This is a genomic window from Mycobacterium sp. MUNTM1, from assembly GCF_054660795.1.
The window spans coordinates 1-942 of the sequence record NZ_BAAGDE010000142.1 but is presented as its reverse complement, the minus strand read 5'-3'; the positions used below and the strand labels follow the sequence as shown (position 1 = coordinate 942).

Here is a 942-nt window from a genome sequence, read left to right as displayed (position 1 = left end):
CCGGTGTCGGGGGCGGCGTTGTTTGTGTTGGATGCGTGGTTGCATCCGGTGCCGGCCGGGGTGGTCGGGGAGTTGTATGTCGCGGGTCGCGGTGTGGCCGTTGGGTATATCGGTCGGGCCGGATTGACCGGGTCGCGGTTTGTGGCGTGTCCGTTCGCGGGGCCTGGGGCGCGGATGTATCGCACTGGGGATTTGGTGTGCTGGGGTGCCGATGGGCAGCTGCGGTATGTGGGCCGTGCCGATGAGCAGGTCAAGATTCGTGGCTACCGCATCGAATTGGGCGAGATCCGGGCCGCACTAGCCGAACTGGGTGGGGTGGAGCAGGCGGTGGTGATCGCCCGCGAGGACCGGCCCGGCGATAAGCGGCTGGTGGGTTATGTCACCGGGACCGCGCAGCCGGCCGAGTTGCGCACGCAGTTGGCCGAGCGGTTGCCCGACTACATGGTGCCGGCCGCGGTGGTCGGGTTGGACGCGCTGCCGTTGACGGTAAACGGCAAACTCGACACCCGGGCCCTGCCGGCACCGGGCTACCAGGACGGTGGTTTGCGTGCGCCGGCCAACCCGGTTGAGGAGATCTTGGCCGGCGCGTTCGCCGAGGTGCTCGGGCTTGAGCGGGTCGGGGTTGATGACTCCTTCTTCGATTTGGGTGGGGACTCGCTGCTGGCGATGCGTCTGGTCGCCGCGATCGAAATGGGTCTGGATGCCGACCTTTCGGTGCGCACCGTGTTCGAGGCGCCCACCGTCACCCAGTTGGCGCTGCGTGTAAGTGGGCAAGGCGGTCGGCGCGAGCCGTTGGTGGCCGCCGAGCGGCCGGCGGTGGTGCCGTTGTCGTTTGCCCAGCAGCGGCTGTGGTTTGTCGACCAGTTGCTCGGGCCCTCACCGATTTACAACATGGTCGCGGCGTTGCGGCTCAGCGGGCGTTTGGATGCCGAGGCGTTGGGG

Annotated in this window: 1 protein-coding gene; it reads left to right on the top strand. The window is 67.9% G+C overall.

Translation table 11 applies throughout. The features are described from left to right. A partial coding sequence (locus tag ACYQ8K_RS30115; RefSeq protein WP_459975031.1) for a phosphopantetheine-binding protein occupies positions 1–942 on the top strand: 942 nt, incomplete at both ends.